This window comes from Hyphomonas oceanitis (genome assembly GCF_036964545.1).
Taxonomy (GTDB): Bacteria; Pseudomonadota; Alphaproteobacteria; order Caulobacterales; family Hyphomonadaceae; genus Hyphomonas; species Hyphomonas oceanitis.
The window spans coordinates 112,362-133,828 of the sequence record NZ_JBALTL010000002.1; the positions used below are offsets into that span (position 1 = coordinate 112,362).

Sequence of the window (21,467 nt, forward strand, 5' to 3'; positions counted from 1 at the left end):
AAAGCCGCATGAGACCCCGGCTTTCGCCGGGGATACGGAGGTGGAGGAGGGACCTAGTCGTTATCCATCCGTAGGGCCGCCACGAAGGCTTCCTGCGGAATCTCGACCTTGCCGAACTGGCGCATGCGCTGCTTGCCTTTCTTCTGTTTTTCCAGAAGCTTTTTTTTGCGGGTCGCGTCGCCGCCATAGCATTTGGCGGTCACGTCCTTGCGCATCGCCGAGATGGTTTCGCGGGCCACGACCCGGCCGCCGATGGCCGCCTGGATCGGGATCTTGAACATCTGGCGCGGGATCAAATCCTTCAGGCGTTCGCACATCTGGCGGCCCCGGCTTTCGGCCCGGTCGCGGTGGACCAGCATGGCGAGCGCATCAACCGGCTCTTCATTGACGAGGATCTGCAGCTTCACGAGATTCTCGGCGCGGTGGCCGACGATCTCATAATCGAAGCTCGCATAGCCGCGCGAAATGGATTTCAGGCGGTCATAGAAGTCGAATACGACCTCATTGAGCGGCAATTCGTATTTCACCATGGCCCGGCCCCCGACATAGGACAGCTCTTTCTGAACGCCGCGGCGGTCCTGACAGAGTTTCAGGATCGCGCCGAGATATTCGTCAGGCGTGTAGATCGTGGCGTCGATCCACGGTTCGCGGATCTCGGACACTTTCACCACGTCCGGCATGTCGGCCGGGTTGTGCAGCTCGATCTCGGTCCCGTCGGTCATCGTGATCTCGTAGACCACGCTCGGCGCGGTTGCGATCAGGTCGAGGTCGAACTCGCGGCTAAGGCGTTCCTGAATGATCTCGAGGTGGAGGAGGCCAAGGAAGCCACAGCGGAAGCCCATGCCAAGCGCGGCACTGGTTTCCATTTCCCATGTGAAGCTGGCATCGTTGAGGCGCAGCTTGCCCATGGCGGCGCGCAAATCGTCAAAGTCGCCCGCGTCCATCGGGAAGAGGCCGCAGAAGACGACCGGCTGCACTTCCTTATAGCCCGGCAGGGCCTTTTCGCAGGGGCGCTTGTCTTCGGTGATCGTGTCACCCACTGCCGTCTCGCCGACTTCCTTGATCGAGGCGACGAAATAGCCGACCTCGCCCGGGCCGAGCGCGTCGGTTTCGGTGAGCTTGGGGTTGAACGTGCCGACCTTGTCGATCTCGTAGACGCCGCCGGTGCGCATCATGCGGATGGATTGCTTGGGCTTCAGCACGCCGTCATGGATGCGCACGATGACCACGACGCCGAGATAGGGGTCGTAATAGGCGTCAACGAGCGCCGCCTTGAGGGGCTTGGTCGCATCGCCGCCGCGCGGGGGCGGCAGGCGCTTGACGATGGCTTCCAGCACGTCGGGAATGCCGAGGCCGGTTTTGGCCGAGGTTTCGACCGCGTCGGAGGCATCAAGGCCGATGACATCCTCGATCTGGTCCTTGACGCGCTGGACGTCAGCGGCGGGCAGGTCGACCTTGTTGAGGACGGGCACGATCTCGTGGTTCTGGTCGATGGCCTGATAGACGTTGGCCAGCGTCTGGGCCTCAACGCCCTGTGAGGCATCAACGATCAGCAGCGAGCCTTCGCAGGCGGCCAGGCAGCGGCTGACTTCATAGGCAAAGTCGACGTGGCCCGGCGTGTCCATCAGGTTCAGCGTATAGGTCTCGCCATCATTCGCCGTGTAATCGAGGCGTACGGTCTGGGCCTTGATCGTGATGCCGCGTTCTTTCTCGATCTCCATCGTATCGAGCACCTGCGCGCTCATTTCACGGTCGGTCAGGCCGCCGCAGGCCTGGATCAGGCGGTCAGCGAGGGTCGACTTGCCATGGTCGATATGGGCGATGATGGAGAAGTTACGGATTTTGTCGCGTGGGGTCATGCTGGCGCATATAGCGGCGCTTGGACCGCACGGGAAGTGGGTATGGACCGCCCCGGTAGCAGTGCAGACTGGCTTTTCGCCTTGAAGATGCCACATGCTTCCCGCAAACACATTTCGGGCGAAGGTGTTAACGGGGGCGAATCGTGGGATTTAAGTCCAATGAGCACTGATACGACTGGCCGGCCACCGTCTTCCTTGCAGGTTGTCCCCGGACAGGCTGAGCTGAAAGCCACGCAAATTCCAGACGACGATCAGGTTCCGGCAATGCCGCCCACGTCGAGCGAGCAGGCGCAGATCCTTGAGCGCCAGTTTGCGCGCCGGATGGAAGCCGTCGACACCCGGTGGAGCCCGCGCCAGACAACCCTACGCGACCAGCTGCACCACACAAACGAGATCTGGGACGATATCCAGGCCAGCGAAGAGCGCCAGCCGCGCTATTCCTCGCCCTGGTTCTACTGGCCCTTCATGGTTGCGCTGGCTGTCGCCGAAGTGCCGATCAACCGGTTCAGCTTTGAGCTGTTCTTTCAGGAGAGCCCGGCTGTGGCTCTGCTCGTATCGTTCCTCGTGGGCGGCCTTCTGGTCACGCTGGCGCACAGGCTGGGCATGATGATGTGCCGGTTCGGCTATAACAAGAAGCGCAAGAACTGGTGGGGCGAGGTGCTGCAGATCGCAGCCGTCGTGCTGCTCATCTTTGCGCTGGCCTATGGCGTGTCGATCCTGCGGCAGGGCTATCTCGCCTTCATCACGCAGCCTGAAATGGGCTTCGGGCAGGCGCTGGAGAACCAGGAATATGGCGGCGCCGCCATCATGGCGCTGAAGGGCGGGCTTGGCCTTGATGGCTGGATCTTCCTGCTGATCAACCTCGCTGTTGTGGCGGTTGGCGTCTCGGCGGCGTATTTCTGCCACGACCCGCACCCGGATTTCGAACGCGTGGACCGCAAGAAGCACAAGCTGGAGAAGCAGACCGCCAAGATGCAGGCCAAGCGCGCCGATGAGGAAGCCGTCGAGAAGCGCCGCTTTGCCAACCAGATGCGCAGGCTCGGCGCCTGAATGAGACGGTTACTGCTGGCAGTTACACTTGTCCTCGCGGGATGTTCGGGATCGTCCGGTAGCGAACCGGGCGCGCAGGCGGCGGGCTATTGCGCCTTTGGCAAGACGTCCTCGCTGTTCCTGATCGACCAGACGACGCCCTATGACGACACGGACCGCGCAGTCATCTCCGAAAGCATTGGCACGGTGGTCGACCAGCTTGGCGCCGGCGACCGGATCGTGCTGGCAACGATTGGCGAGCACTACACACAGTCAGCCCGCCTGATTAATGCCTGCAAGCCCGGCTGCCCGGACGGGCAGGGCGCGCTTGATTCCATGATGGGCGGCTGCAGCAGCATGAAGGCGCTGGCCGACGAGCGCCAGTTCATGGGCAGCCTCGCGCAGACCCTGCGCCCCGCCGTTGAAGGCTCATCCTCGGCAGATCATTCGGCGATCATGTCGACCATCGCGCAGTGGACGCAGGCCCCGCCCGGCGACCAGCCTTTCACCCACGTCTACATTTTCTCCGACATGCTGGAGAACAGCCAGGCCGTGCCCTGGACCGAGTTCCGCTCAATGGCGCCGGATGCGGCGCTGAAAGTGGCCGAGAAGTTCAATTACCTGCCAGCCGTGCGTGGCGCCGATGTGCGCATTGTCGGCTTTGGCCGCTCGCACAATCCCGGCCGTCCGCCGCTGGACCCGGAACTGGACGCGCGCCTGCGGGAATTCTGGGCCGAATACTTCCGTGAAGGCGGCGCATCGGTGACATTCGAAGGCGCGATCCGGAACTGATACGGAATTGGACGTAATGGCGCGCTGCGCTAAGCCTGCTAAGGAAGATACATGCCGGAGGAGATTACATGCTGCTGCGCCCCTTACTCGTGCTTGCCCTTGCGGGCAGCGTGCTGGGCGCCTGCGCCCGGCTTCCGGCCGAGCCGGTGACCGAAATGGCCGGTGGCATGCTCTATGCGGGCGTCGAACAGGATGGCAGCGACGTGGCCATGCGGGTCGGTCAGACCCTGCGTATCGAACTCGAAACCATCCCGACCGCTGGTTATGTCTGGGAGATCGTGGACAAGCCCGATTTCCTTGACCTCGTGGCCGAAAACACACGCCCGACCCATCCGGAAGTCCAGAACCAGGAAGGCTTTACCGGCGGCAATCATTTCATGTCGTTTGACCTGAAAGCCACGGCGCCCGGCAAGGCGACGATCAATATGCTGAACCATCGCCCTTGGGAGGGCGGTGACGAGATCGGCAAGTGGCGGATAGACGTCACGGTCACACCAGCGCAATAAGGCCCCATGGCAGATACCCAAACCTCTTCGGCTCCGCGCCTCGGCATAACGGATGACGGCTATCTCACCGATTGCTGGTATCTCGCCGCGCCCTCGACCGAACTGAAGGCAGGCAAGCAGCATCGCATCATGATGCTTGGCGAGCCGGTCGTTGTCGGTCGCACGCCCACGGGCGAGGCCTTTGCACTGCGCGATATCTGCCCGCACCGACTGGTGCCGCTCTCGGCGGGCAAACAGCTGGAGACCGATGGCGAGTGGACGCTGCAATGCCCTTATCATGGCTGGCGCTTTGGAACGGATGGCGGCTGCAAGCTGATGCCGAGCCTGACCGAAGACAGCGCCTACGACGCGTCAAAGGTCAAAGTGCGCCGCTATCCGGTGCATGAGGCCAATGGTGCGGTCTTCATCTATATTGCCCACAATCCGCGCGTTGACGCGCCGCCCGCCGTGCCGCCGCCTGATTTCGGTCCGTTGCCGGACAAGCCCGGCTTTGTCATCCATGATGTGTTCAATGCGCATATGGATGATGCCGTGGTCGGTCTGATGGACCCGGCGCATGTGCCCTTCGTGCATAATCAGTGGTGGTGGCGCCCGCCCTCTGTTGGCCTGAAGCTGAAAGAGAAACAGTTCGTGCCGGCGCTGCGCGGCTGGGCGATTGACCGTCACCAGCCTTCATCGAACTCGCTGCTTTATCGCTGGGTTTTCGGCGGCAATGTCGAAACCGAGATCATCTTCCAGCTGCCGGGCTTTCGCTGGGAGATCGTCTCGAACGAAACCGCGCGCCTCCTGACGCTGACCTGCCTGACGCCGGAGGGCCCTAAACGCACACGGATCACCCAGTTCACCTGGTGGACCGGCGCGCCGCTGCTGCGCCTTGCCGTGCCCATCGCGAAACCTGCGGGCCGCAAGTTCCTCCGCCAGGACGGCGACATGGTCGACCTGCAAAATCAGGGCATGGCGCACCAGAAGGCCATGCTCTGGATCGACGATATCGACGTGCAGGCCAAATGGTATCAGCGCCTCAAGCGCGAATGGGTCGAAGCCCGCTCCGAGGGGCGTGAGTTTGCCAACCCGATCGAGCCGCGCGTCCTGCGCTGGATGAGCTGACAGCCGCCCGCGCGGAACCAATTCTGCCATTATCGCGTTTTACATTCAGCCGCTCGGATAACTGAAGCGGACCCATTTGACAGCGCGATATACCTGAACCACCGCGCCCGTCCTGCTACGAGGATACACCTATGAAGACCCTGCTCCTGACGACGATTGCTGCCAGCGCGCTTTTCCTGGTGGCCTGTTCCGACAAGACTGAAACCGTGACGGAAACGTCGGCGGTAACGCCAGCTGAAACGGTCGAGACGATGCCAAGCGAGACGGCCGCAACGCCGGTTGAGCCGATCGCCCTGCCAACACTGGTCGACGTGATGGGCTCCAGCCCCGATTTCTCGACGCTCGTCGCCGCCATTGGCGCGGCTGATCTGACCGAGACGCTTTCGGGCACTGGCCCCTACACGATCTTCGCGCCCACCAACGAGGCTTTCTCCGCGATGGACCCGGCCATGCTGGAAGACCTGATGAAACCTGAGAACAAGGCCAAGCTGGTCACCGTGCTCAGCTATCATGTCGTGCCCGGCAAACTCAGCTCGTCTGACCTCGCCGGCAAGTCCGAGCCGCTGGCCTCGCTGAACAACAAGGACATGCTGGTCGACGGCACCGGCGACAATCTGATGGTCAACACGGCCACCGTGAAGATGGGCGATATTGAAGCTTCGAACGGCGTCATCCACGTGATCGACACCGTGCTGCTGCCTCGCTTCGAGGAATAGGCTTTCCCGGCTGACATTATTTTACGGCCGCGTCTCCCCGTAGGCGCGGCCGTTCTGCTTTTAGTCCGTGCCTATGGGCCAATTCTGAAAATAAAAGTCGAAAGCCAGGTATCGACACACCAAAGTTATTTTGTAACAATTTGGATCTTGTTGCGGGGGCTGGTGTGTTTTTTCGTGTGATATCAATCTGTGTGGTTTGCGCATGTATGCTTGGCCAGGTGTCATGGGCGGAACAGTGTGAAGCGAAGCTGAGCAAAACCGAGCCCTATCAGTCCCTCCGAAATGAAACGAGCGAGTTCGTGGCTTCCGATGCGCCGCTGGAGTCCAAATTGGACGCCATCGCCACGCTCTAAGCCACCGGGTTGAACTGCCGTGAGCTGATTGATGCGGCGATCATGCGGATGACGGCCTATGAGGGGGCCGGCCAGTATACTCTGGCGGCCGAAACAATCGAGCGCATTTTCGCGACTGGTGAGCTAACAGCTCTTCAGGGGCATTTCGCATGGATGATAATTCGGCTGCTCATCCGCAGCGATAACGCAGTGGCTGCTGAGCCTTATGTAGATTACCTATACGAATCTGTCGGTAGTCGTTACGAGGCAATGGATGAGGGGCAACATTCACTGTGGCGGTATGTCGATGCCTATCACAAGGTAGGGGCAAGTGAAAAAGCGATCCGCCTTGCGCAAGACCTGTGGGTCGTAAGGGTGCCACATCCGATTCAGAAAATGAGTGAATCAGCACAAACATATGCGAGTCATTATGGCGATTCTGATGCAGAGGCAGACGTACACAAATTGTCGGACGTTTTCCGGGCTGCTGATCGAGGGGATATCGCAGACATAATTGAGACCGAGTGGTACGCTCTTTGGATAGACGAGTGCGAAAAATATAGACTCAGTATTTCAACTCCGATGCATTGTGGAATAAGTCGCACTATCGGTTCCATTCCAGAGTTGATTGATATGTTCGAGGCGGGTGATCGGTAGTGGTATAGCGCTTGACGCACAGCTGATTGGTAATCGCTTTGCATATCCGCAGGAACAAATGGGGAAAATGCAAGCTGTCATTAACCTCGCTGCCTGATAGGGTAGGCGCCATGACAGCGACGATTCGTATCCTCGGGATTGATCCGGGCCTTCGCCATACCGGCTGGGGCGTGATTGAGCAGACCGGCGCCCGGCTGCAGCATGTGGCCCATGGCATCATCTCGATTGATCCGAACCTGCCCATGTCGGAACGCCTCGGCGGCATCTTCGAGGCGGTCGGCGAGCTGGCGCGTCATCACGCGCCGCATGCCTCCGGCGTCGAGGAAACCATCGTTAACGCAAACCCCCGGGCGGCCCTCAAACTGGGCCAGGCGCGGGGCGCGGCCATGGCGGCGCTCGCCATGGCAGGCATCAGTGTGGCCGAGTTTGCCCCCCGCAAGATCAAGCTTTCCGTGGTGGGCACGGGCACCGCCGACAAGACGCAGGTCATGTTCATGGTGAAACGCCTCTTGCCCCGCGCCGGGGAGATGAAGGAAGACGCCGCCGACGCGCTCGCCTGCGCTATCTGCGCCGCGCACCATATGCCTCTGGAGATGAAGCGGGGCGCGGCATGAGTGTGAAGTTTGCATCGCCCGGCTCGCCCTTCGACTTCGCTCAGGGTGAGCCTGATATGAGCGCTCATCCTGAGCGAAGTCGAAGGACGGGCGCGGGGAGGGTAGAGCCATGATCATCGGCCGGCTCACCGGAACGATCGCGGCCATGGGCCTCGATCATGTGCTGATCGACGTGAACGGCGTCGGCTATGTCTGTCAGGCTGGCACGCGGCTCCTGTCCCGTGTGCATGCGGGCGAGACGGCCGTGCTGCATGTCGAGACCAAAGTGTCGGAAGCGGCGATCACGCTCTATGCCTTCGGAACGGACGAAGAACGGGCATGGTTTGTCCGCTTGCAGGACGTTCATGGGGTGGCGGGTAAGGCCGCAATGGCCATTCTTGACGCGCTGACGCCCGCCGAACTGATGGATGCCATTGCGCTCGGCGACGCTAAGGTGCTGGAGCGCGCCAAGGGCGTCGGCAAGAAACTGGCCGAACGGATCGTGCTCGACCTTTCCGGCAAGGCGCCCCCCATGGGCCGGTTCGGACGCTTCGATGCGGCGAGCGCGGCCGGCATGGCAACAGCGCCGGCTGCCGCTGCCACGACAGGCCCGCGCAGTGAGGCAATCTCGGCGCTGGTCAATCTCGGCTATACGCAGGGCGATGCAGCGCGGGCCGTTGCGGCAGCAGCTTCGACAACGGATGACAAGGAGGTCGGCCCGCTGGTAAAGGCGGCGCTGAAGGAACTGTCGCGATGAAATACATTCAGAACCGCAAGACCTATCATGTTCCGGAACAGGAACTGATCATTTTGGCCGACCACTCACCAAAACCTGCTGGAACTCGCCATATCAGCAACGTTGTCGTCGAGACATCACAAACGGGCCGAAACTCCCTCGCGGTTATAAACCGTGAAATGTATGGCTCGGGGTCTATAGTCTTTCACTTGTCGGACATATTGGTCGCTCGCGGAAGTGAAACGATGACCATCTGGCTTAAAAATGGCGATCGTTTGGAAGACCTCCCCATCTCGCAGCTGACCTTAAAGGCTCTAGTTCGCGAGTTCGGAGCCGAGGCATTCGCATGAGCCGCGAGGGCGAACTCTCCGATCCCAACGCGCAGGGCGGCGACGCGCTGGACCGCGCGCTACGTCCGCAGACCTTCGACGATTATGTCGGCCAGCGCAAAGCCAAGTCGAACCTGAAAGTCTATGTCGACGCCGCGCGCGGGCGCAACGAGGCGTTGGACCATGTACTGCTGTTCGGCCCGCCGGGCCTCGGCAAGACAACACTGGCGCAGATCCTGGCGCGGGAAATGGGCGTCGGTTTCCGGGCAACATCTGGTCCGGTGATTGCCAAGGCGGGCGATCTCGCCGCGATCCTGACGAACCTTGAGCCGAACGATGTCCTGTTCATTGACGAGATTCACCGCCTGCCGGCCATCGTGGAGGAAATCCTTTATCCGGCCATGGAAGACTATGCTCTCGATATCGTGATCGGGGAGGGGCCTTCGGCGCGCTCTGTGCGGCTGGACCTGTCGCCCTTCACGCTGGTCGGTGCGACGACGCGGGCAGGCCTCCTGGCGACGCCTTTGCGCGACCGGTTCGGCATTCCGCTGCGGCTCGAATTCTACGAGCCGGAAGAGCTGGCGCGCATCGTCATGGCGGCGGCGCGCAAACTGGGTGCGGCAATTACCGAAGATGGCGCGGTCGAAATTGCCAGCCGCGCGCGGGGCACACCGCGCATTGCATTGCGCCTCTTGCGCCGTGTGCGGGACTTTGCCGAGGCCGAGGGCGCGAAGATCGATTCCGCCGCTGCAGGCCGCGCTTTGAAGCGGCTGGAAATTGACCAGGACGGGCTTGATGCGCTGGACCGGCGCTACCTACATGCACTGGTGAAGACCTATGCAGGCGGCCCCGTGGGCGTAGAGACATTGGCGGCGGCGCTGTCAGAGGCGCGCGATGCGGTGGAAGACGTGATCGAGCCGTACCTCATGCAAAAGGGCTATGTCGCTCGCACGCCGCGCGGACGCACGGCAGCGCCGCTCGCTTATGAGCGCCTCGGCCTGCCCGTGCCGGGCGGCACCCAGTCGGGCCTTTTTGGAGAGAATTGATCTGATGGAAGCTCTGCACGGAAGCTGCTTTTGTGGCGCGGTGGCCTATGAAGTGGAAGGGCTCGGGCCCGTCGGCCATTGCCATTGCAAGACATGCCAGAAGACGCATTCGGCCGCCTTCGCCACAACGGCGCGGGCATCACGCGCCGGGTTTCGCTGGACGAAGGGCGCTGATGTCGTGGCGGGCATTGAGTCCACGCCCGGGAAGACGCGGCACTTCTGCCCGAAATGCGGGACGCATATGATGGCCGAATGGCATGATCAGGATGCGGTGATCGTTCGTGTCGGGAGCCTCGATTCCCCTCTGCCATCCAAGCCCGTGGTGCATATCTGGACGAGCCAGAAGGCCGACTTCTTCGACTTCGAGGACGGCCTGCCGCGCCTGCCTGAAGCTTTTCCGAAACCGGCTTAAGTCTGTTCCTTCTGCTGCATGCGCCAGAGCAGGCCGATGAAACCGCCCTTTATGCGCGGCAGCAGGAACAGAACTGCGCCAATCGCGAACGCGCCAAGCGCGACGAGACTGATCCAGAGCGGCGCGGGCGATTTCATCGATACCATGAACGAGAGCGGCGCCAGCACGGGCCCGAGGATCAGCACGGTCAGCCAGGGCGGGCCATCCTCGGCGCGGATCAGGCCCGTCGGTTCGCCACAATGGGAACAGGTCGGTTCCTGCCGCAGGTAGCCCGAGAAGAGCCGGCCCTTGCCGCAGGCGGGGCATCGTCCGCGCAGGCCGCGCAGGATGGGTTTCAGGCCGGGATCAGTTGGTTGGGTCATTGGCGTCTCCGGCAGATGTTTCCTGCTTTGCACGTCATACAGTTGCTGGCCAGTCAGGCTTGCAACCGAACACAGCATGGCTGCGTATAGGGCACAGGAGACATTATTCATGATCAAGCATCTGCTCACCGCCTCAATCGCCGGCCTCGTCCTCACGGCTTGTATGAGCCAGCCGGACTATCGCGCGCAGGAAACTGCACCGCCGACCGTGCCGCATGTCGACTTGGATAAATATGCCGGCCTCTGGTACGAGATCGCCCGTTATCCGAACAGCTTCGAAAAGAATTGCGCGGGCGTGACGGCCGAATATGCCCAGCGCGATGATGGCCGTATCAGTGTCACCAATACATGCCACAAGGGCAGCCCGGACGGGAAAGTGAAAGTCGCTAATGGCGTCGCACGCGTCGTTGAAGGCTCCGGCAATGCGCGCCTGAAGGTGAAGTTCGCACCGTCCTGGGTGCCGTTTGCCTGGGGCGACTACTGGATCCTGCATCTCGAGCCGGACTATTCCGCCGTGCTCGTGGGTGACCCAAGTGGCAAATATCTCTGGATCCTCGCCCGCGATAAAACGCTGGACGCTGACACGCTTGCCCGCATCAAGGCCCGCGCCGAGGCGCTCGGCTACAAGACCGACCCGCTGGTGATGACGGATCAGGGGTGATCTGCTAACGCGATTGGCATGACCCTGCCTGTACTCGACGACAAGAATTTCGATGCGGACCGCCAGCACTGGATCAGTGTGCGCGTCTATTACGAAGACACTGATTTCACGGGCATGGTCTACCACGCCAATTACCTCCGCTTCTTCGAGCGGGGGCGGTCGGACCATTTGCGTGATGCAGGCATTTCGCATCAGTCGCTGCTCGACCGACCCGACCCGGCGGCCTTCACGCTGACCAATGTGAACGTCGCCTACAAGCGGCCAGCGAAGGTGGATGACCTCCTACATATCAGAACGCGTTATCTCGGCATGGACGGGCCGCGTATTCGCTTTGAACAGGCCTGTCTGCGCGACGGCCAAATTATCGCGGAAGCCGAAATTACGGCCGTAATGATCCATGCCGATGGGCGCCTAAGGCGGCCAATCCGCGAAGTAGCCGAGTATCTGGACGCTTTTGTCTGGTGGCCATAGTGCTGTAATTATTCGATTTATTGTCAAATTTTGAGTGGCGCAGTCTTTGCGGCAGCCGTTTTCTCACGCCTGGCACTTGCATTTAGATATATCGAAAACTATTTTTGATTTCGATATATCTAAAAGGAGTATCAATGAACAATAGAGACCCCGAAGACAGAATGGTTCTGTCAGGCGAGCTTTTGGACAATGACGACAGCTTTGGCAGCCACAGGCGCCGGGAAAGAGGAGAGAACATGCACGGACATCACAGACACGGCCGGCACGCACGCTGGCATATGAAAATGGCTATGGGCGGCCGACACGGCCATGGACGCGGTGGCATGGGACGTCGCGGCGGACGCCCGCTGGGGCATGGCGACCTGCGCCTGCTGATCCTGAGCCTGATCAATGAAACCCCGCGCCACGGCTATGACCTGATCCAGGAAATCGAGACGCGGACCGGCGGCACCTACAAGCCGAGCCCCGGCGTGATCTATCCCGCACTGGAAATCATCCAGGACCTCGGCCTGGCTGAAGTGCGCACCGAGGATGGCAAGAAGACTTTCCACATCACCGATGAGGGGAAGGCGGAACTGGAGCGCGAGGCTACAACGGTCGAAGCGATCCATGAGCGGCTGGCCGACCTGCTCAAGGCGGAGGAGGACGTTGATCCGACTGACGTGCGCACCGCGATGCATCGCCTTCGCCATGCCATCATCAAGACGGCCCGCCACAAGATGGCCGATGAAGCGCGCCAGCGCCGGATCGTTGAAATCCTGAATGCGGCGAAAGACGAGATCGACTCGCTCGACTAGGGCTTTTCCGTCAAGACACCTGCATGCGGGGCTCCGGAGGGGGCCCCGCAATGTATTTGGCGGGATCTAGAAACTGATTTCAGCCGACAGAGGCAGGTGATCGGAGAGCTGAAGGGGCAGGCTGCGGCGCTCTTCGAGGCGAACCGCGTCGGAATAGATGATGTGATCCAGGTCGCGATTGGGGCGCCAGGAAGGATAGGTCGGCATCGGCGGCTGGTCGGCAATTTGCGCGCCGACGGACCCGGCGAAGCTCTCCAGCTGAGTGGAACTGTTCGTACAGTTGAAGTCTCCGACGACCAGAAAGGCCTTTTTATGGGGCAGGTGTGTGCCAATGGCCTCCAGTTGCAACGCCTGGTCATTGCGACCGAGGCTCAGGTGTAAGTTGGCGACCGAAATCCCCCGTCCCACCTGTACATTGGCGATTAGACAGCCGCGTCCTTTCACGCGGCCCGGAAGCTTGAAATCATGTATATGAGACAGTTCGTACCGACTGAGGATGGCGTTTCCGTGCAGTGAGATGCCAGGGATGGTGCGGTTCTGCTGCTTGGCGACGTGATTGTGGCCGGACAGCATGGCAATGCGCTCGGCCTGACATGCGAATCCCGACCGCCTGCCGCCCAAGTCGACCTCCTGGAGGCAGACGACATCATGTTCGGAGACGATTTCGGCAATTTTTTCCAGCGTGGATTGCTTGGCACTGGTATTGAACACCTGATGATGCGCGCGTGTCAGGTAATGTGAATATCGTGCAGTGCCGATGGCGGCCTGGATATTCCATGTCAGGATCCGGAGTGTCTGTGTCATGGCCTTCATATGCAGTCTGGAACAGGTGGTTCCATGCAGCGTTGGGCGCTAGAAACTGAAGGGGACGGCCTTGCTGCCAAGTTCATTGGTCTTTGCGCTCCATATCGTGATCGCTGTCGCGCTCACCTTCCGCCTGCTTTACCGCAAGCTGGCCGTCAGCACGACGCTGGGATGGATCATCATCCTGTTTGCCATTCCTTATATAGGCATCTTTTTCTATTTTCTGTTCGGCGATCACAGGATGGGCCGCAAACGGCTGCATCAGAGCGCCTGGGTGCGCAATTTTTACCAGAAACGTTATGGCATTGATGATGATGGCGGCGCCGCCGAGGAGCTGGACGTCTCAGACGCCTTCCGCGCCATGAGCGAAAGCATCGCCGCAGATTCCGGCTTCCATGTCACACACAATAACCGGGTCGAGATGCTGGAAGATGCCGGCGAGATTCTCGACCGGCTGGTGGCCGATATCGATGCGGCGACAAACACCTGCTATCTCGAATTCTATATTGTCGAGCCGGAAGGCCGGGTGACAGCTGTGATGGAGGCGCTTGTGCGGGCGTCGAAGCGCGGCGTCGACTGCAACCTTCTGGCTGACCATTTCGGCAGCAAGGCCCTGTTCCGGTCAAGCTGGCTGCAACGGCTGAGGCAGGCCGGGGTGGATGTCGAAGCGTCGCTCCCCGTCGGCCTGATCAAGTCGCTGTCGCAACGAACCGACCTGCGCAATCACCGCAAGCTGATCGCGATCGACCAGCAGATTGGCTATGTCGGCAGCTTCAACCTGGTCGACCCGCGCTTCTTCAAGCAGAACAAGGCGGTCGGCGAATGGGTCGACATCATGTTCCGGCTGGAAGGCCATATCGTCGATTCCCTCGGCGTCGTGTTCAACGCCGATTACATCTTCGACACGGTCGGGCTCGATATTGATCGCAAGGCGCTTCGCGACCTGCCGACGGACCATCCGCGCGAGACGGCGCCGGGCGATGTGGCGCTGCAGCTCTTGCCCTCGGGCCCTGAAATCCATGACTCGCTTATCCATGAATGGGTGGTCTCGGCCATCTTCGCGGCGCGCAAGCGTGTCTCGATCATCACGCCCTATTTCATACCGGACGAGACACTGACCCTGGCGCTGAAGGCGGCGCAGAAGCGCGGCGTGGCCGTGGACATCATTGTACCGGAGCGCATTGATTCCCGCATGGCGCAGTCGGCGAGCGAGTCGGTCTTCTCCGAGCTGCTACGCGCGAACATCACGATCATGCGCTATCAAGATGGCCTGCTTCACACCAAATGCGTGCTGATTGATGACAAGGTTTCCATGGTCGGCACGGTGAACATGGATACGCGCAGCTTCTACCTGAATCTCGAGCTGACCCTCATCGCCTATGATCGCGGGCTGAACCGGGATATGGATGCCCTGCGCGAACGGTATCTGGCCAATTGTGTGCCGCTGACGCACGAAGAGTGGACAGCAAGGCCGCGATTCAGGCGCCTTCAGGAGAATGTCCTGCGACTGGCCGCCCCACTCCTCTAGATACGAATCGGAGGGGTTGCTGCAGTGCAGCGAAGCATGTCATCAGCACGAAACCTTAACCAAATGGCCCTAGCGGTTAACCAACTGCGGAAAACGGCGTCCCTGCCGTGTTTCCGCCAGATTTGGTGTTGAAACAGGGGCAGACGCCGAGGCTTCGCGCCATCGGCACAGACTCATATGCAGTGCGCGTCCCGCACGCAGACTTCAAGGAGCAGGACATCTCATGGAATCCGAAGCGATTGGCACGGCGGCCAGCAATACTGACTTCTCGCTGCTTTCTCTCGTGTTTGACGCCGACCCCGTGGTCAAGCTCGTGCTCCTTTTCCTTCTCGGCGCCTCGATCTGGTCCTGGATGGTGATTGTCGAGAAGCTGTTCTCGCTGGGTGGCGCACGCCGCAAGGCGAAACAGTTCGAGGCCGCTTTCTGGGGCGGGCGTACGGAAGATTTCGACATGCGCCCCGGCCAGGTCGGCAGCGACGCAGCCGGCCGCGTCTTCGCTTCGGCGGCCCGCGAATGGTCTGATGCCAAACGCGGGATGCCGGCGCCTGCTGAAGCCGCTGCACTGGTCAGCCGGGCAGAGCGCTCCATGCGGGCGACGGTTGATCGCGAGATCGGCAAGGCCGGCAAGGGGCTGGGCGTGCTTGCGACCATCGGGTCTGCGTCGCCCTTTATCGGCCTTTTCGGCACGGTCTGGGGCATCATGAACGCCTTCCTCAACATTGCCGCCCAACAGGATACGAGCCTCGGAACGGTTGCCGGCCCGATCGCGGAAGCCCTGTTCGCCACCGGCATGGGCCTGGTTGCGGCCATTCCGGCGGTCATTTTCTACAACAAGTTCACGGGCGACCTTACCAGCTTCGGTGACCAGCTCGACACGTTCTCGCAGGATGTGCTCGTGCGCCTGTCCCGCCGCGCCTCTGATCCCGGGAGGGACTAAGCCATGGGCATGATCCTCGGATCCGGCGGCAAGGGCGGACGTCGCGGACGTCGCTCGCTGAACGCTGAAATCAACGTCACGCCTTTCGTTGACGTCATGCTGGTGCTGCTGATCGTGTTCATGATCACGGCGCCGCTTCTGGTGCGCGGCGAGGACGTTGCCTTGCCGAAGACGCGGTCTGGCCCGATCAAGACCGAGCCGAATGACGCGCCGCTGGCGATCACAGTCAAGGCGGACGGCGCGATCTATATTCAGAACACGGAAGTGAGTGTTGATGAGCTTGGCGCCAAGCTCGCGGCCATTATTGGCGAGGGCTATGAGCAGCAGATGTATCTGCGTGCCGACGAGGCCACCCCTTATGGCCGGATCATGGAAGTGACGTCCGAAGTGCGCGCGGCGGGCTATACGCGGCTCGCCTTCGTGACCGAACAGAAGAAATAGCAGGACCTTTCCACACTCATGATGCGCGGTTTCACCCTTTCGGCCCTTCTCCACGCGAGCGTTATCGCGCTGGCCGTGATGTCGTGGCCGACGCAGAAAACCGAGTGCGACAAGGCCATCGAGAAGCTGAAGCGGGATGAGCCGGGCCTCGGGCCTGTCGATATCCTGATGCGGCTGCCGGAATGCGCGAGCGCCATCGACGTGCCCATCGAGTTTCTCGACATCGGACTGGTGACCAATGTGTCCGCCATTCCGAAGGCCGAAGTGCAGGAAGAGGCCGAGCCGGTGCCTGAAGAGGCGCCCGAGGAAGAGGCGGTCCCGGACGACCAGCCGGACCTGACGCCGGATGAAGTCGACGCCAATGATACACGCGCCGAGGAACCGAGCGAGGATGACCTCGTTGTGGAAGATGAGAAGGCCGAGCCCGAGCCTGAACCGGAGCCTGTGAAGGAGCCGGAAAAGAAAAAGCCCGAGCCCAAGAAGGAAGAGAAGCTGGTCCAGAAGACAAAGCCAAAGTCGGAGACGGACGACCTCGACTTCCTCAATGATTTCGAGGACGTGCTGAAGACCAAGGCGCAGAACGAGCGCAAGGCGCCGCCGGCGCAGGAGCCGCCACGGATCGAGAAGCCCGTGCTGGCCGATGCCCAGCAGCCCCGCAAGGGCGCGGGCGACCGGACCGGCAATACCGCGTCGCTGCAGGCCGCTGTGCGCCGCCAGATCGGCTATTGCTGGAATGGCATCGACGACCTGCCGAAGGAAGACCAGATCAATGTCGTGGTGCGGCTGAAGCTCGCCCGCGACGGCTCGCTGTCCAACTCGGCCGATCTTGTGCTGCCCAAGTCCCGCCCCATTGGCCGGGCCGGCATACCCGTTGACCTGGCGCTGAGGGCCGTGCGCAAGTGCGCCCCGTACAAGCTGCCGGCCGACGATTACGACCAGTGGAAAGAAATCGACGTGACAATCGGGCCCGAAAATTGACGGCCCATCCCATTATTCTAGGAGGCAAACGAATGAAACGTATCCTGATGGCGCTGGCGACAGCGTTCCTGTTCGCCACAAGTTTCGCGCTTCCCTCTGCGGCGCAGCTTCAGGTCCGTGTGACCGACGGCAACTTCACCCCCACGCCGCTGGCCATTCCGGATTTTCAGATCTCGGGCGCCAATGCCGAACTGGCCAAGCAGATCAGCGACGTCGTGCGCGCCGACCTGACCTCGACCGGCCTGTTCGAGATGCAGAACCCGGCTTCCTTCATCCAGAAGGACCTGTCGCTGGACGTGCAGCCGCGTTTTGCCGACTGGAAGATCATCAACACGGACGGCCTGGTCGTCGGGCAGTATGAAGAGCTTCCCGATGGCAAGATCGCCGTCTCGTTCCGCCTCTGGGACGTCTATGCCGGTGAAGTGATGCGCATCAATGGCCAGCCGGGTCGCCGCCTGACCACGACGCCTGACAACTGGCGCCGCATCGCGCACAAGATTGCCGACTCCATCTATACGCGCCTGACCGGTGAAGACCCGTATTTCGATACGCGCATCGTCTACATCGCCGAAACCGGCCCGAAACTGGAGCGCGTCAAGCGCCTCGCCATCATGGATAGCGATGGGGCCAACCAGCAATACCTGACGCCCGGCCGCAACACGGTGCTGACACCGCGCTTTTCGCCGTCGGCTCAGGAAATCACCTACATGTCCTATGAGGGCGGCAAGCCGCGCGTCTATCTCTTCAATATCGAGACCGGCCGCCAGGAACTGCTCGGCAATTTCCCGGGCATGACCTTTGCGCCCCGTTTCTCGCGTGATGGCCAGAGCGTGCTGCTGACGCAGGCCCAGCGTGGCAATTCCGACATCTACATCATGAACCTCCGGACGCGGGAATCACGCCGTCTGACGGATCACCCTGCGATTGATACATCGCCGTCCATGTCACCTGATGGCGATGCGATCGTGTTTACGTCCGACCGTGGCGGCAGCCCGCAGCTATATATAATGAATGCCGATGGCAGCCCGCGGACCTGTCCGTCGGGCGGTCGTGATGCAGCTTGCCGTATTACCTTCGGCAAGGGCAGCTACTCCACGCCCGTCTGGAGCCCGCGTGGCGACCTCGTTGCCTTCACGAAACAATCGGGCGGCAAGTTCTATATCGGCGTGATCGGTGTGGACGGAAAAGGCGAGCGCCTGCTCACCGAAGCCTACCTCGACGAGGGTCCGGACTGGTCGCCAAACGGCCGTGTCATCGTGTATTTCCGCGAATCACGTCCCGGTGCAGGCCCTCAGCTCTGGTCAGTTGACCTGTCTGGCCGCAATGAGCAGCGCCTCAAAACGCAAACAGATGCGTCAGACCCTGCCTGGTCACCGCTTCTGCAGTAATAAAAGCAGCAAAAGCCCCCGGGAAAGGCCCCGGGGGCGTTGCTTTCAGGAGACAGACGGATAAAATTGTGCGAAACGGGGCGTGGTTCAGTCATCGCCCGATTATTGCCTGATTTCGTAATCATATGGAAATCAGACACGCGCTAGTCGTCGTCACGTTGACCAAACGCCCGCCGCAAGGCGCCTATATCGCTCTAAAGACATCCAGGGGAGTCTTAGCAATGCAAACCTCACTGAAACTTACCGTTGCCGCCGCCGTATTGCTTTCGCTCGGCGCATGCGCATCGAAACCCAAGCCTGTCGCAGAAGAAACCGCGCCAGTTGAAGTCGTTGACACAACGCCTGCTCCAACTGAGACAGTCGAAGAAACCGTTGTTGCACCTACCGGCCCGCTGGCTGGTTCGCTTGACGACTTCCGCGTGAACGTCGGCGAGCGTGTATACTACGATCTCGACGGCTACCGCCTCGACACCGACGATCAGGAAATCCTGAAGCGTCAGGCCGCTTGGCTCGCGTCTTACCCGAAGGTCCGCATCCTCGTTGCAGGTAACTGTGATGAGCGTGGCACACGCGAATACAACCTCGCCCTCGGCGAGCGTCGCGCTTCGGTCGTGAAAGATTACCTCGTCAGCCTTGGCGTTGATCCTTCGCGCATCGACACGATCTCGTACGGCAAGGAACGCCCGATCGCTGCTGGCAGTGACGAGCAGTCCTGGGCCCTCAACCGTAACGGCTTCACGCAGATCGTTTCCGGCTCGACCAGCTAATCCGGACTGCTGACTTTACGACAATTTGCAGCCGGGTGCCTTATTTTGGCCCCGGCTGTTTTTGTATTGTGCTTATCTAAACGCGTGGAGAATTTGCATTGATGTTCAAAGCCCCGGCTGTCGCCTTCGCCTGTCTCATGCTTGCTGCCTCGCCCGCGATGGCGCAGCGTGGCGCCCCGATAACGCAGGGCGTAACCAGTTCAGACCTCTCCAGCCAGGTTGCCACCGTGCGCCAGCAGAACGCCGATCTGAAAGTTCAGGTCAATAATTTGCTTGGCGATATCATGACCCTGACGGGCCGTGTCGAGACGATGGAATTCCAGCTCTCGCAGGCACGCGACATGAATGACGGCCTGCAACGCGACAATGAATCCCTTTCCGACAGTATAGGCGAACTTCGCAGCCAGCTTGAGGCCCAGTCGCGCACGCTTGCCGCGCTTGAAGCCCGCCTTGGCGGCGCGGAGTATAGCGATCCGAGCGCTGACCCGTCCGCTGGCTATCCCGGCGCAACGCAAGGCAGCGACTATCCGGCGGCCTCGCCTGCTGCCCCCCGCGCTGGCGGCCTCGCCTCCGGACCGACGCAACTGATCAACCGGAATGCCGACGATTCTGCATCAGATGTGGCCAATCGCGCCTCCGGTGTGCGTGAGGCGCCGACCTCCGTATCGAACAATCCTTCCGAGGATGGCCTCAGCCTGCCATCGGGCTCGCTGGGCACGATTTCCGCCAGCGACCTGCCGGGCGAGGCCGGTCCGCTGTTTGCGGCAGCCAAGTCCAAGCTGATCCAGTTTGACTATGCCGGCGCCGAAGCGGCTTTCCGCCTCTTCCTCGAACGTTTCGGCAATGACCCGCAGGCCGGCGAAGCCCATTACTGGCTGGGCGAGACGCTCTACCAGCAGAAGGCTTATGCAGACAGCGGCGCCGCCTATACGACCATGATCCGCTCCTTCCCGAACGATCCGCGTGCGCCTGATGCACTGGTCAAACTCGCCCGGGACATGCGCCTGATCGGTGACAAGGAGAAGGCCTGCCTCGCGCTGGACACGCTGCCGAAACGCTATCCGAATGCTTCGGGCGTGACGCGCGACCTGTCTGCCGTCGAGCGGACCAAGTCCGGGTGCGACAACTAGAGGGGCTCGCGCCCCGTCTCGCCGCGTTTGACCGGCTGTGCCACGATGCGCGCGGTCCCGTCGGGATTGCGATTTCGGGCGGCAGCGATTCCCTCGCGCTTCTCTTCATTGCCCATGAATGGGCCCGTTCGCGCGGGCGCAAGCTGGCGGCGCTGACCTTTGACCACAGGCTGCGTACGGCGGCCGCAGGCGAGGCGGCGCGGGTCGCAACGATCTGCCGCGACCTGCATGTTCCACACCAGACCCTGCGCTGGGACGACCCGGTGAACCGGCAGTCCTCGGCGCGGCGGGCGCGGCATGCGGCGCTGGCGTTGGCGTTGAAGGCGCAAGGTGGCACGCATTTGCTGACCGGACACACGGCCAATGACCAGGCAGAGACGTTCCTGATACGGGCGCGTCAGGGGTCCGGATGGTACGGTCTGGCGGGCATGCAGGCCCTTTCCATGTCCCCTGTGTGGCCGGAAGGGGAGGGTGTACGCATCGCGCGGCCTGTTCTTTCTGAAAACCGCGAAGATCTGCGCAGCCTGCTACATGCACGCGGGCAGGTATGGATCGAGGATCCGAGCAATGAAAACCTGGCCTATGAGCGGGTGCGCATGCGTCGGCTGCTCGCTGGGTCGCCCGAGACGGCGGCGCGGGTCAGGCGCTGCATGGCGGAGCTGGCAGGCCTGCGCGCGATCGAGGATCGGCGCCTTGGGCGCTGGCTGTGCGATCACGTTGTTATCAGCGAGGACGAAGGTGGGATCGAAACGGACCTGGGGGCGCTGTCCATGGATACGGCTGTGCGCGGGCTGGGTCTGCTGATCCAGGCTGTGACGGGGCGTGAGACGCCGCCGCGACGGGAGAATCTGGTCAGTCTGGCGGCGCGTCTGATGGCGGACACGGTTTTTGCGGGTGCGACACTTGGCGGGGCAAAGCTTGTCCGCAAGCAGGGGAGGGTCCACCTTATGCCTGAAGCGGGGCGGGATGGCCCGGAAACGCTGACGGCGCGGCGAATTGATGGTTTACGAAGCCTCTATGCAGCCAGCGCATGACTATTGCTGCGTGTTAAGCCGAAAGGAGTCGTTTTTGTGTAATGCTGCTCCTATG

General features: G+C 61.3%; 25 protein-coding genes. 22 read left to right on the plus strand and 3 right to left on the minus strand.

Annotation, left to right across the window (positions count from 1 at the left end; translation table 11 throughout):
* Positions 1–53: 53 nt before the first annotated feature.
* The gene (lepA, locus tag V7651_RS05300; RefSeq protein WP_035537599.1) at positions 54–1,859 is read right to left on the minus strand and encodes a translation elongation factor 4; all 1,806 of its coding nucleotides are present in this window, start codon (positions 1,857–1,859) and stop codon (positions 54–56) included.
* A gap of 159 nt (positions 1,860–2,018) precedes the next feature.
* Here lepA and V7651_RS05305 point away from each other — a divergent pair, with 159 nt between their 5' ends.
* From V7651_RS05305 to V7651_RS05355, 11 genes are all read left to right on the plus strand, one after another.
* On the plus strand, positions 2,019–2,909 hold the full coding sequence (locus V7651_RS05305; RefSeq protein ID WP_335612481.1) for a hypothetical protein: 891 nt from the start codon (positions 2,019–2,021) through the stop codon (positions 2,907–2,909).
* Positions 2,910–3,680, plus strand: a complete 771-nt coding sequence (locus V7651_RS05310) for a hypothetical protein (RefSeq protein WP_335612482.1) — start codon at positions 2,910–2,912, stop codon at positions 3,678–3,680.
* Between the two features lie 68 nt (positions 3,681–3,748).
* Positions 3,749–4,186: a protease inhibitor I42 family protein gene (locus tag V7651_RS05315; RefSeq protein ID WP_335612483.1), complete on the plus strand. Its 438-nt coding sequence runs from the start codon at positions 3,749–3,751 to the stop codon at positions 4,184–4,186.
* Between the two features lie 6 nt (positions 4,187–4,192).
* Positions 4,193–5,293, plus strand: a complete 1,101-nt coding sequence (locus tag V7651_RS05320) for an aromatic ring-hydroxylating dioxygenase subunit alpha (RefSeq protein WP_335612484.1) — start codon at positions 4,193–4,195, stop codon at positions 5,291–5,293.
* Between the two features lie 131 nt (positions 5,294–5,424).
* Entirely contained in the window at positions 5,425–6,009 is a 585-nt protein-coding gene (locus V7651_RS05325; protein ID WP_335612485.1) for a fasciclin domain-containing protein, read from the plus strand.
* 401 nt (positions 6,010–6,410) lie between these two features.
* Complete coding sequence (locus tag V7651_RS05330; RefSeq protein WP_335612486.1) at positions 6,411–6,998, plus strand: hypothetical protein; 588 nt, start codon at positions 6,411–6,413, stop codon at positions 6,996–6,998.
* 110 nt (positions 6,999–7,108) lie between these two features.
* Positions 7,109–7,612 carry a crossover junction endodeoxyribonuclease RuvC gene (gene ruvC / locus V7651_RS05335; RefSeq protein WP_335612487.1) on the plus strand — a complete coding sequence of 168 codons (504 nt, stop codon included), beginning with the start codon at positions 7,109–7,111 and terminating at the stop codon, positions 7,610–7,612.
* Between the two features lie 109 nt (positions 7,613–7,721).
* Positions 7,722–8,348 carry a Holliday junction branch migration protein RuvA gene (gene ruvA, locus V7651_RS05340; RefSeq protein ID WP_335612488.1) on the plus strand — a complete coding sequence of 209 codons (627 nt, stop codon included), beginning with the start codon at positions 7,722–7,724 and terminating at the stop codon, positions 8,346–8,348.
* Positions 8,345–8,677, plus strand: coding sequence for a hypothetical protein (locus V7651_RS05345; RefSeq protein WP_335612489.1), 333 nt, complete (start codon positions 8,345–8,347; stop codon positions 8,675–8,677). Before ruvA ends, V7651_RS05345 begins: the two co-directional genes overlap by 4 nt.
* A complete protein-coding gene (gene ruvB / locus V7651_RS05350; RefSeq protein WP_335612490.1) occupies positions 8,674–9,702 on the plus strand; it encodes a Holliday junction branch migration DNA helicase RuvB in 1,029 nt (342 codons plus the stop codon). Before V7651_RS05345 ends, ruvB begins: the two co-directional genes overlap by 4 nt.
* 4 nt (positions 9,703–9,706) lie before the next feature.
* Positions 9,707–10,114 (plus strand): GFA family protein, encoded by a 408-nt coding sequence (locus V7651_RS05355; protein ID WP_335612491.1) that lies wholly within the window; start codon positions 9,707–9,709, stop codon positions 10,112–10,114.
* Here V7651_RS05355 and V7651_RS05360 read toward each other — a convergent pair.
* Positions 10,111–10,476 carry a DUF983 domain-containing protein gene (locus V7651_RS05360; RefSeq protein ID WP_335612492.1) on the minus strand — a complete coding sequence of 122 codons (366 nt, stop codon included), beginning with the start codon at positions 10,474–10,476 and terminating at the stop codon, positions 10,111–10,113. The two genes, V7651_RS05355 and V7651_RS05360, sit on opposite strands and share 4 nt — an antisense overlap.
* Positions 10,477–10,585: 109 nt before the next feature.
* Here V7651_RS05360 and V7651_RS05365 point away from each other — a divergent pair, with 109 nt between their 5' ends.
* The 3 genes from V7651_RS05365 to V7651_RS05375 all read left to right on the plus strand — a co-directional run bounded on the left by V7651_RS05365 (position 10,586) and on the right by V7651_RS05375 (position 12,405).
* Positions 10,586–11,137 (plus strand): lipocalin family protein, encoded by a 552-nt coding sequence (locus V7651_RS05365; protein ID WP_335612493.1) that lies wholly within the window; start codon positions 10,586–10,588, stop codon positions 11,135–11,137.
* 18 nt (positions 11,138–11,155) lie between these two features.
* Positions 11,156–11,608, plus strand: coding sequence for a YbgC/FadM family acyl-CoA thioesterase (locus V7651_RS05370; RefSeq protein ID WP_335612494.1), 453 nt, complete (start codon positions 11,156–11,158; stop codon positions 11,606–11,608).
* Between the two features lie 134 nt (positions 11,609–11,742).
* Positions 11,743–12,405 (plus strand): PadR family transcriptional regulator, encoded by a 663-nt coding sequence (locus tag V7651_RS05375; protein WP_335612495.1) that lies wholly within the window; start codon positions 11,743–11,745, stop codon positions 12,403–12,405.
* A 66-nt stretch (positions 12,406–12,471) separates the two neighbouring features.
* On the opposite strand, the gene V7651_RS05380 is transcribed toward V7651_RS05375, so the two are convergent.
* Entirely contained in the window at positions 12,472–13,209 is a 738-nt protein-coding gene (locus V7651_RS05380; RefSeq protein ID WP_084146231.1) for an endonuclease/exonuclease/phosphatase family protein, read from the minus strand.
* Positions 13,210–13,279: 70 nt separating this feature from the next.
* Between V7651_RS05380 and cls the strand changes: the two genes are divergently transcribed.
* The 8 genes from cls (at position 13,280) to tilS (ending at position 21,412) form a co-directional block, all read left to right on the plus strand.
* Positions 13,280–14,737: a cardiolipin synthase gene (gene cls / locus V7651_RS05385; protein WP_035537620.1), complete on the plus strand. Its 1,458-nt coding sequence runs from the start codon at positions 13,280–13,282 to the stop codon at positions 14,735–14,737.
* Between the two features lie 223 nt (positions 14,738–14,960).
* Positions 14,961–15,674, plus strand: coding sequence for a MotA/TolQ/ExbB proton channel family protein (locus V7651_RS05390; RefSeq protein WP_035537621.1), 714 nt, complete (start codon positions 14,961–14,963; stop codon positions 15,672–15,674).
* Positions 15,675–15,677: 3 nt separating this feature from the next.
* Entirely contained in the window at positions 15,678–16,115 is a 438-nt protein-coding gene (locus V7651_RS05395; RefSeq protein WP_035537624.1) for an ExbD/TolR family protein, read from the plus strand.
* An 18-nt stretch (positions 16,116–16,133) separates the two neighbouring features.
* Entirely contained in the window at positions 16,134–17,093 is a 960-nt protein-coding gene (locus V7651_RS05400; RefSeq protein WP_335591926.1) for a cell envelope integrity TolA family protein, read from the plus strand.
* A gap of 32 nt (positions 17,094–17,125) precedes the next feature.
* The gene (gene tolB / locus V7651_RS05405) at positions 17,126–18,481 is read left to right on the plus strand and encodes a Tol-Pal system beta propeller repeat protein TolB (protein WP_035537626.1); all 1,356 of its coding nucleotides are present in this window, start codon (positions 17,126–17,128) and stop codon (positions 18,479–18,481) included.
* Positions 18,482–18,702: 221 nt separating this feature from the next.
* Entirely contained in the window at positions 18,703–19,248 is a 546-nt protein-coding gene (gene pal, locus V7651_RS05410) for a peptidoglycan-associated lipoprotein Pal (protein ID WP_035537627.1), read from the plus strand.
* A 101-nt stretch (positions 19,249–19,349) separates the two neighbouring features.
* A complete protein-coding gene (ybgF, locus tag V7651_RS05415; protein ID WP_335612496.1) occupies positions 19,350–20,378 on the plus strand; it encodes a tol-pal system protein YbgF in 1,029 nt (342 codons plus the stop codon).
* Positions 20,366–21,412 (plus strand): tRNA lysidine(34) synthetase TilS, encoded by a 1,047-nt coding sequence (tilS, locus tag V7651_RS05420; RefSeq protein ID WP_335612497.1) that lies wholly within the window; start codon positions 20,366–20,368, stop codon positions 21,410–21,412. Before ybgF ends, tilS begins: the two co-directional genes overlap by 13 nt.
* The last annotated feature ends 55 nt before the right edge of the window (positions 21,413–21,467 follow it).

Bases quoted from the DNA above. Each gene is read 5' to 3' on its own strand.
- lepA (WP_035537599.1), bottom strand. From the start codon at position 1,859: ATGACCCCACGCGACAAAATCCGTAACTTCTCCATCATCGCCCATATC.
- V7651_RS05305 (WP_335612481.1), top strand. From the start codon at position 2,019: ATGAGCACTGATACGACTGGCCGGCCACCGTCTTCCTTGCAGGTTGTC.
- V7651_RS05310 (WP_335612482.1), top strand. From the start codon at position 2,910: ATGAGACGGTTACTGCTGGCAGTTACACTTGTCCTCGCGGGATGTTCG.
- V7651_RS05315 (WP_335612483.1), top strand. From the start codon at position 3,749: ATGCTGCTGCGCCCCTTACTCGTGCTTGCCCTTGCGGGCAGCGTGCTG.
- V7651_RS05320 (WP_335612484.1), top strand. From the start codon at position 4,193: ATGGCAGATACCCAAACCTCTTCGGCTCCGCGCCTCGGCATAACGGAT.
- V7651_RS05325 (WP_335612485.1), top strand. From the start codon at position 5,425: ATGAAGACCCTGCTCCTGACGACGATTGCTGCCAGCGCGCTTTTCCTG.
- V7651_RS05330 (WP_335612486.1), top strand. From the start codon at position 6,411: ATGACGGCCTATGAGGGGGCCGGCCAGTATACTCTGGCGGCCGAAACA.
- ruvC (WP_335612487.1), top strand. From the start codon at position 7,109: ATGACAGCGACGATTCGTATCCTCGGGATTGATCCGGGCCTTCGCCAT.
- ruvA (WP_335612488.1), top strand. From the start codon at position 7,722: ATGATCATCGGCCGGCTCACCGGAACGATCGCGGCCATGGGCCTCGAT.
- V7651_RS05345 (WP_335612489.1), top strand. From the start codon at position 8,345: ATGAAATACATTCAGAACCGCAAGACCTATCATGTTCCGGAACAGGAA.
- ruvB (WP_335612490.1), top strand. From the start codon at position 8,674: ATGAGCCGCGAGGGCGAACTCTCCGATCCCAACGCGCAGGGCGGCGAC.
- V7651_RS05355 (WP_335612491.1), top strand. From the start codon at position 9,707: ATGGAAGCTCTGCACGGAAGCTGCTTTTGTGGCGCGGTGGCCTATGAA.
- V7651_RS05360 (WP_335612492.1), bottom strand. From the start codon at position 10,476: ATGACCCAACCAACTGATCCCGGCCTGAAACCCATCCTGCGCGGCCTG.
- V7651_RS05365 (WP_335612493.1), top strand. From the start codon at position 10,586: ATGATCAAGCATCTGCTCACCGCCTCAATCGCCGGCCTCGTCCTCACG.
- V7651_RS05370 (WP_335612494.1), top strand. From the start codon at position 11,156: ATGACCCTGCCTGTACTCGACGACAAGAATTTCGATGCGGACCGCCAG.
- V7651_RS05375 (WP_335612495.1), top strand. From the start codon at position 11,743: ATGAACAATAGAGACCCCGAAGACAGAATGGTTCTGTCAGGCGAGCTT.
- V7651_RS05380 (WP_084146231.1), bottom strand. From the start codon at position 13,209: ATGACACAGACACTCCGGATCCTGACATGGAATATCCAGGCCGCCATC.
- V7651_RS05390 (WP_035537621.1), top strand. From the start codon at position 14,961: ATGGAATCCGAAGCGATTGGCACGGCGGCCAGCAATACTGACTTCTCG.
- V7651_RS05395 (WP_035537624.1), top strand. From the start codon at position 15,678: ATGGGCATGATCCTCGGATCCGGCGGCAAGGGCGGACGTCGCGGACGT.
- V7651_RS05400 (WP_335591926.1), top strand. From the start codon at position 16,134: ATGATGCGCGGTTTCACCCTTTCGGCCCTTCTCCACGCGAGCGTTATC.
- tolB (WP_035537626.1), top strand. From the start codon at position 17,126: ATGAAACGTATCCTGATGGCGCTGGCGACAGCGTTCCTGTTCGCCACA.
- pal (WP_035537627.1), top strand. From the start codon at position 18,703: ATGCAAACCTCACTGAAACTTACCGTTGCCGCCGCCGTATTGCTTTCG.
- ybgF (WP_335612496.1), top strand. From the start codon at position 19,350: ATGTTCAAAGCCCCGGCTGTCGCCTTCGCCTGTCTCATGCTTGCTGCC.